We start from the raw sequence: 6,537 nt of genomic DNA on the forward strand, positions 1-6,537 counted from the left end.
TTTACGACTCAAGATGCCCGCATCAAACTCAAGCGTCTCTATCCATCAATTCTTTCTTGACAGACTACTAGGCCTGCTTTCAAAAGTTGCTCTAGAAAATCATCCTCACTAATCCCTGATTGCTCAAAGAGTTGATAGCGCTTTTTAACTAATGCCAGGTAGGTTCGCATGAATGCTTCTACAGCTTTGTAATCTTTTCCTGCACCAATTAACCTCATGCCCTGCCAGGTGCCAGCACTGCCATGAGGATTTAGCACGATGATTTTCTGATTGTTTGCCAACTTGTCAGCCGCGATCGCCCTAGCGAATGATGTCTTGCCGCTGCCCTGTCCACCCCACACCAACGTATTTTGCAGCCTAAAGAAGTGCATCAATCCCGCGATCGGGGTGGGTTCGTTTGGTGGGGGCTGGGTAGCAATGCTGGCAGGTTGAGGCGTGGAAGTGTCGCTATTGGTTGGCACCCATTCAGGTTGGAACCAGCGATGTCCTACGGCTTGGGTTTCGGATTGCTCCAACAGGTCATCCAACTTGTCGCCATAGCAATCCTCTAGCAGATTCCACCCATCGCGGTTCAGGGGGATTCCTCTTTGAGCCGCATGAAGTAACTGCTCCGCAGCGGCATTGGTGCCAAAGGATTCAGCGTACTCTTTAAGCTCATTGCCCCTGGCAGCAACCGCAGAGCCATTGTGTTTAATCGCAAACTCAGCACGGGCGATCGCGTTATTCTGCTTCTTTTGTGAGAGTGCCACTCCGCCCAAGGTCAAGGCACCCGCAACAAAATAATTGGTGAACGCCAGGGCAACAGCGCCTAACCCCAAACTGCCAATCATCAGGTAGGGCACATTGTCGCATTCATCCATCGCTTGCCTGACAGCGGTTTCGTTCCAATCCAGAGAATTGTTATGCATGGGTGGCTTCCTCTTTTTTGGGGAAGATTTCGGGATAGAGGGAGAGGGCAATCCTCACGATGCGATCAACCAAAAACAGCACTGAAAACATAAGGGCAACGTTGATCCAATCAATTTTCCCGACCTGAAAAGTGACCAAATACCACAGGAAGGTAAACAGGTTGCCATCGGTGACGGGTGGATGGGTGATGAAGCAGATCGCGAGTTCCAGGACGTAGACGATATTCCGAGTACTGCAAAGGGTTTGGTACGTCCTGATGGGATGATTGTTGTAGGAGCGTTTGAGGCTAGTTACAGCCCGTCCATCACCTTTCTTTTGCCGATACGTCGCCCAAGTTGACCACTGCTCAATGATTTTCCGCATCCGCTTAGGATTGCGCTTGTACAGGTAGGGCGCGATTTCTATCCCCTGGAAAATGGCATAGAGCATCAGCCCCAAGATAACCGCAAAGAATTTGGCGATTTCCTGGAACAATCCACCGATACCGGGCAAGGCAAACAGGAATTCAGCAAAATTGGTGAAATCGATGCGGTTCGCGAGCAGGATGATGAAATCTTGAAAGGGCTGGACGTTCCAGGCGATCGCCAGGGCTAGCAATAATATCAACAGCACACAAACGATGAGCAGTAGTGGGCTAAATCCTTCTTTTTCTTGCTCTGGCTGCTTTGACTTGCCAATGTCAGCCTGTTGATTCTTCCCAAGGCGAACTCGGAATTTACGTTTAGGTTTGGCAGCGGTTTGGGTCATGAGATATTCTCCAAATATTTAGGCTGAATAAAATTAGTGCTTAATTTGGGCATTTGCTCCACCAATGCGTCCATCGCCTGATTGGGGGTTGATGCCGTGCAGTTGCATGGCTTGCTTGACCAGGGTGAAGTTTTGGGTCGTGGCAACATCCACAATGCCTGTTTCACCGCTGCCCACATCCGCCATGATTCCGGTGGTTCCTTTGTCATCGCAGACCACTAGACCCGGTGCGAGATTTGCCCCGGTCGTGGGATTAATTACTTTCCCACCGGGCGTGATGTTGGCGAATTTGCTCGTGTTGGCAAGGGACACTACAAAGGTGTTGCAGCCTGCGGCATACCGAGCATCAGCAACTTTGGCAAGTTCAGCGATTTTTTCAGCGTCTAACCGTTGCAGTTCTTGTTCTTGCGAGATGGCAGCGGCTCTATCTCGAATCTGGCTAAGCCGTTCTAAATTGCGTTGAGTATCTGGGATGGATGCGATAGCGCAACCAACTAAAGCCATGCCCAAAAACGCTTTGATAATGGTGGGTTGATGGCGACGGCGGTAGCGAAATGGTAGTTTCATAGGGTGAATCCTTGTGAGGGTTTTTAGCAATGAGCGGAATGCATTTCGCGGGCATAATAGGTGCCCTTCGTGTAAGCGTTTTCAATATCGGTTGAACTGCTGGCTTTTGCTCTAATCGCCTCGCAGTCGCCTTCCTGGAGCAATCGATTTACAGCATATTGATCTGCCCAATATTCGAGATCAGGCTGAAATTTGCGATCGCTCTGCCAATCAACCGCATGTCCTGTTTCATGGGCGATCGCGAATCTGTGAAAATCAGCATCCATAGTTTTGCAAACATGAATCGTGTTGGTTGAGGGGTCATACTCTGCGGCTCCGTTCGTCGTACAGCCCCTTTGAACTATGGCGGGGGCGATAAAACCGCTAACAGCAGGGAGAGGGGCAGCGCTTTGATTTTCGCGGGGGAGGCTTATTTGCTCCTGATTCGATACGCTTCCTCCCCACTTCACCCCTTTATATTTGGCGTGTTCAGGAGTGTTGAAGCCGCCAGATGACGGTTGAGCGGCGATCGCTTGATAGCGGGTTGGTGGGGTAGATGAGTAGGGCGATGAGGGCGATCCGCTTGTGAGGGAGGAAATAGTACAGCGATCGCTTGTGCAGGTGCCATTGCAGCCTGTAAGCACACTGATTAATGCCATACATAAAAGTGGTAGCCTCATGAGGTGAACCTTTTTCGAGGGTTTACTTTTTAGAAGGGGCGATCGCTGTTTTCTCAGGACGGGCGATCGCTCTCTCGTTACATCTCTTTGAGTAATTCAGAAAATATCTGCTTGGCTCGTTCGTAGTCGGGATCTGAATCGGTTTCGATGATGATGTTTGTCATGCGGTCAAAGAGGGGAAGTTGTCCATCACAGGGCGGCGGCGCGATTTTGGGCGGTTTGATTTTTGGGCGTTTCATTGGGGCGATCTCTCCTAAACTGCAACCAGGGCATCGAGGGCACTCTCAACCCCTTCCATTTGTTCAACCAGGATTTCCAGTTGTTCTTTTTGAGAAACGGTTAGAACTTTGCTGGTGAGTGGATGGGCTAGGACATAACGGATTTCAGCGCGGCATTCAAATAGCGATTCGGCAATTTCAACACACGGGTCGGTCATGGGTTTTTCCTTTTTTCTGTGTGGTAAGTCGGTGAATCGTGCAGAAAATTTACATTGGCAAACAACCGAGGGCAGATGAGGCAGCGATCGCGGGATACTCCACGCTATCGGCAAACCGTGAAAAGCAATCGTCATCGAGGGTTATGGTGTGGGGTTCTGCCTGAGTGAGTCCGAGTTTTTGGGCGGTCAGTGCCATTACTTCGGCTTGAAAGGTGGCAGGCGAGTAAAGGTAAGCGAGGGTATCGCTGACTTGCTCTATGGCGTTGGTGCGATCGCTGGCAATCTTATCGAGGGATTGCTGAATGCTCGATAGCTGCTGTTGGGTGCAAGTGGCTAGGGTTGCTTTGTCGCTGGCGGTGGATTGTTGGGCGGCGCTGGCTGTTTGGGCGTGGCGATTCGTTGGGCGATCGCCTTGGGAATCGCTTTTAGATTGAGTTTTCGTTTTGCCGTTTGCGTTGGGCAGTTCAGCGGATTTTTGAGCTTTGTATTTGCTGGTATCAAGAGGCATAGTGATTCATTTCCTGTTGAATGATTCGTCTGAATTTGTTGATATTGGGAACTCGCTTAAGGAAGCGGTGAAGGCGTTTGAGCAGTTCCAAATCGTCTAGGGTGTAAAGCCCTTCTGAGTTGGGAATAAGGTCTAAGCGGTTTAGCCAGTGGTACAGGGTACGGGTTGGCATATTGCCGCGAATGCGCTCTAATTCCTGTCGCAAGTCCTCAAAGGTCAGTTCTACTAAGGCTTCTACGGTTTGCATTGCGTTCCTTTGCTCTGCATTGCGTGTTATGCATTGCAATGGATACTAACATAACTTTTAATAGTAGTGCTAGTATTACTACAACAATGATCACTATTCTTAGAACGTGAGATAGTATTTATGGAAGAAGCAACAAACGAAGCAATGAGACTGCAAGTAGACATTCCCGACGATCTAAAAACACGGCTGAAACTTCAATCGGTTCGCGACGGGATAACTATGTCTGAGGTTGTAGAGAAGGCTTTAAATGAATACCTAAACAAAGTGGAAAAGGCAGCTAGCAAAGGGAGGTAAGGATCGCTCAATGGCGGCTAGTAAGCGAAAAGACCCTGAATATCAGCAGGTATCAGGCTATGTCCCGAAAACACTAGCCCTTAAATTCAAGGGCTTTTGCACAATGGAAGAGTTAGAGATTTCGGAAGTAATGACGGAGTTAATAGCTCAGTGGGTAGAGCAGCGAGACCCTAAGCCAGCCACTAGCAAAGGCAAGTAAGGAGAGCGATCGCGTATGACAGTTGCACTACAACGATTCACGTTTGAAGAGTATCTAGCCTATGACGATGGCACTGATACCCGCTATGAGTTGGTCAATGGGGAACTCATTCCAATGAGCATCGGCACCGGGCAGCATGGCAGAATTGCCAAGTTCTTAGAGAGTGGTTTTGATGCTGAAATTGCTCGACTAGGGCAGGAATGGACTGCTCAAAAGATGGCGATCGCGGTTCGTTCCCCTCGTGCAGGACGTTGGGATACTTGCAGGATTCCTGATGTGGTTGTTCTTTGGAGCGATCAATGGGCGGCGCTGGCAGACAAGGAAGCGGTAATCGAACTCTACGATCCTCGTCCCTTTTTGGTTGCTGAAGTGGTTAGCCCGTCCACACAAACGGAGGACTATCGAAAAAAACACAGCGAGTACAGTGTGCTAGAAATCCTTGAATACTGGATTGTTGACCCTCTTCTAGAGCAAGTAACGGTATGTGAGTTGAATGAAGGGCGATATGACGATGTGGTTTTCAAAGGGAATGAGGTGATTGAATCAACCTTATTCACTCAACTGAAATGGACGGTTAATCAGTTACTTGGTAAGTAAGTAAGGCGATCTGCTTATTGGTTGCGGTAAGGCTTGAAACCAGCGATGACACAAGGAATCAAGAGAAAATCATTTAAAGTCAAAATTCCGGTGAGTGTTTTGCAGATTAACCTATTCAGCGGCATTTTAGATTTATTCGATCTAAAAATTGTTGGGGCTAGAAATGTTGCTCAACAGTATTGGTGTATGGGTTGCAAATCAGATTTGAATACTGCATTGATCTGGGTAATAAAAGATCAAGCAAAAATCACAGATAGAGAAAAATACAAGGATTTTTTTGAACTCCTAAAAACTCCTGACGTTAAGGCTTCTAAGCCTCAGGGTATGTTTTTAGGTGCGACTCTTGAACTTTGTTATGGAGTCCTCAGCTTAGCTGAGTCCTTAGAGGTATCTGATTCAATTCCCTATAAAACTGCTGACCAGTGGTGGCAATACTGTGTTTTAGAGTATGCAGACGGGACGCTCAATAACGTTGGTCACCGAAGAACAAAACGAGAGATTGAAGCTGGCATCAGAGAAATGGTTCGAGAGTTAAAAGCCAAAATCAACCCCTTCGACTCAGAAACAGATCCTCATCAGTTCAACTTAATCGAAGCAGCGATGCGCATGGGAAGCCATCTTTCTAGTGATAACAATGACGCGAAAGCAGAAAAACGGTTTTTTCGTGAAAAGTATTGGAAGAGCTATCTAAGTGCTGTGCAGGGATTGAAATCAGGAATTCGTGCAGATAGTTCTTTGAAAGCCGTTTACATAAACGACTTTGGAGGTTTTGTTGCAATCATGGAGGGCAAAAGAGAAGTCAGAATTTTTGAGGGTGTGACAGTTTGATGTGACGGTTCGGTCAAAAATGGGGGGTAACGAAATTCTCTAGATCCATTAAAGTCTTTTCAAGGCGGATCGTGCGTACTGGTTACGATAAGTTCTGCTCAACTGAGTCGCTTTTGACTGTTTCCTAAATCCGCCGACCACGGACAGTCAAAAGCGCTCCTCAGCTTCCGGTAGTTTGCCGACCACGGACTGAGCAGCGCTTGAAATTACCCAAACTCACCGCTTAAGTGAGCCGTTTTTTAATGCCCAAAGTTAGGCACTACAACACCATGAATATAGCTCAAAAAGTTAGGCACTACAAATATTTCTCGACCCGCAAAAGCGCATGGGGGCTGCTAAGAAAAGCTAAGATCTCAGCCCATTTTGCAAGGGAGATAGCATCCCCTCTGTTAGGAAAAGCTAAGATTTCGCCCCCCGCGATCGCGCTATCAGGAGGTGCATCGTGAGTCTAATCCTTCGCTGCCCAAGTTGCCGATCGCTCAACCTTGAGATCCGGACCAGCATCGACGACAAACATTTTGCATCATTACATTGCCTAGACTGCGA

At 48.0% G+C, this 6,537-nt stretch carries 12 protein-coding genes; 4 read left to right on the forward strand and 8 right to left on the reverse strand.

The window, feature by feature from the left end; translation table 11 throughout:
* Window positions 1–38: 38 nt before the first annotated feature.
* From AB3R30_RS26445 to AB3R30_RS26480, 8 genes are all read right to left on the reverse strand, one after another.
* Entirely contained in the window at window positions 39–908 is an 870-nt protein-coding gene (locus AB3R30_RS26445) for an ATP-binding protein (RefSeq protein ID WP_458652195.1), read from the reverse strand.
* A complete protein-coding gene (locus tag AB3R30_RS26450) occupies window positions 901–1,656 on the reverse strand; it encodes a hypothetical protein (RefSeq protein WP_458652196.1) in 756 nt (251 codons plus the stop codon). The genes AB3R30_RS26445 and AB3R30_RS26450 overlap by 8 nt, the downstream gene beginning before the upstream one ends.
* Window positions 1,657–1,689: 33 nt before the next feature.
* Window positions 1,690–2,223 (reverse strand): hypothetical protein, encoded by a 534-nt coding sequence (locus AB3R30_RS26455; RefSeq protein WP_458652197.1) that lies wholly within the window; start codon window positions 2,221–2,223, stop codon window positions 1,690–1,692.
* Between the two features lie 23 nt (window positions 2,224–2,246).
* Window positions 2,247–2,882: a hypothetical protein gene (locus tag AB3R30_RS26460; RefSeq protein ID WP_458652198.1), complete on the reverse strand. Its 636-nt coding sequence runs from the start codon at window positions 2,880–2,882 to the stop codon at window positions 2,247–2,249.
* A 77-nt stretch (window positions 2,883–2,959) separates the two neighbouring features.
* Window positions 2,960–3,121, reverse strand: coding sequence for a hypothetical protein (locus AB3R30_RS26465; RefSeq protein ID WP_458652199.1), 162 nt, complete (start codon window positions 3,119–3,121; stop codon window positions 2,960–2,962).
* A gap of 14 nt (window positions 3,122–3,135) precedes the next feature.
* The gene (locus AB3R30_RS26470) at window positions 3,136–3,318 is read right to left on the reverse strand and encodes a hypothetical protein (protein WP_458652200.1); all 183 of its coding nucleotides are present in this window, start codon (window positions 3,316–3,318) and stop codon (window positions 3,136–3,138) included.
* 49 nt (window positions 3,319–3,367) lie between these two features.
* Window positions 3,368–3,826, reverse strand: a complete 459-nt coding sequence (locus tag AB3R30_RS26475; protein ID WP_458652201.1) for a hypothetical protein — start codon at window positions 3,824–3,826, stop codon at window positions 3,368–3,370.
* The gene (locus AB3R30_RS26480; RefSeq protein WP_458651986.1) at window positions 3,816–4,073 is read right to left on the reverse strand and encodes a hypothetical protein; all 258 of its coding nucleotides are present in this window, start codon (window positions 4,071–4,073) and stop codon (window positions 3,816–3,818) included. The genes AB3R30_RS26475 and AB3R30_RS26480 overlap by 11 nt, the downstream gene beginning before the upstream one ends.
* A gap of 120 nt (window positions 4,074–4,193) precedes the next feature.
* Between AB3R30_RS26480 and AB3R30_RS26485 the strand changes: the two genes are divergently transcribed.
* From AB3R30_RS26485 to AB3R30_RS26500, 4 genes are read left to right on the forward strand one after another with little or no spacing between them, the layout of a single operon-like run.
* The gene (locus tag AB3R30_RS26485) at window positions 4,194–4,367 is read left to right on the forward strand and encodes a hypothetical protein (RefSeq protein ID WP_458652202.1); all 174 of its coding nucleotides are present in this window, start codon (window positions 4,194–4,196) and stop codon (window positions 4,365–4,367) included.
* 10 nt (window positions 4,368–4,377) lie between these two features.
* Window positions 4,378–4,566, forward strand: coding sequence for a hypothetical protein (locus tag AB3R30_RS26490; RefSeq protein ID WP_458652203.1), 189 nt, complete (start codon window positions 4,378–4,380; stop codon window positions 4,564–4,566).
* Window positions 4,567–4,581: 15 nt separating this feature from the next.
* Entirely contained in the window at window positions 4,582–5,163 is a 582-nt protein-coding gene (locus AB3R30_RS26495; RefSeq protein WP_458652204.1) for a Uma2 family endonuclease, read from the forward strand.
* A 33-nt stretch (window positions 5,164–5,196) separates the two neighbouring features.
* Complete coding sequence (locus tag AB3R30_RS26500) at window positions 5,197–5,991, forward strand: hypothetical protein (protein WP_458652205.1); 795 nt, start codon at window positions 5,197–5,199, stop codon at window positions 5,989–5,991.
* The last annotated feature ends 546 nt before the right edge of the window (window positions 5,992–6,537 follow it).

Origin of the sequence: Sivoneniella epilithica UHCC 1019, assembly GCF_040830845.1 — a bacterium.
Taxonomy (GTDB): domain Bacteria; phylum Cyanobacteriota; class Cyanobacteriia; order Leptolyngbyales; family Leptolyngbyaceae; genus ULC077BIN1.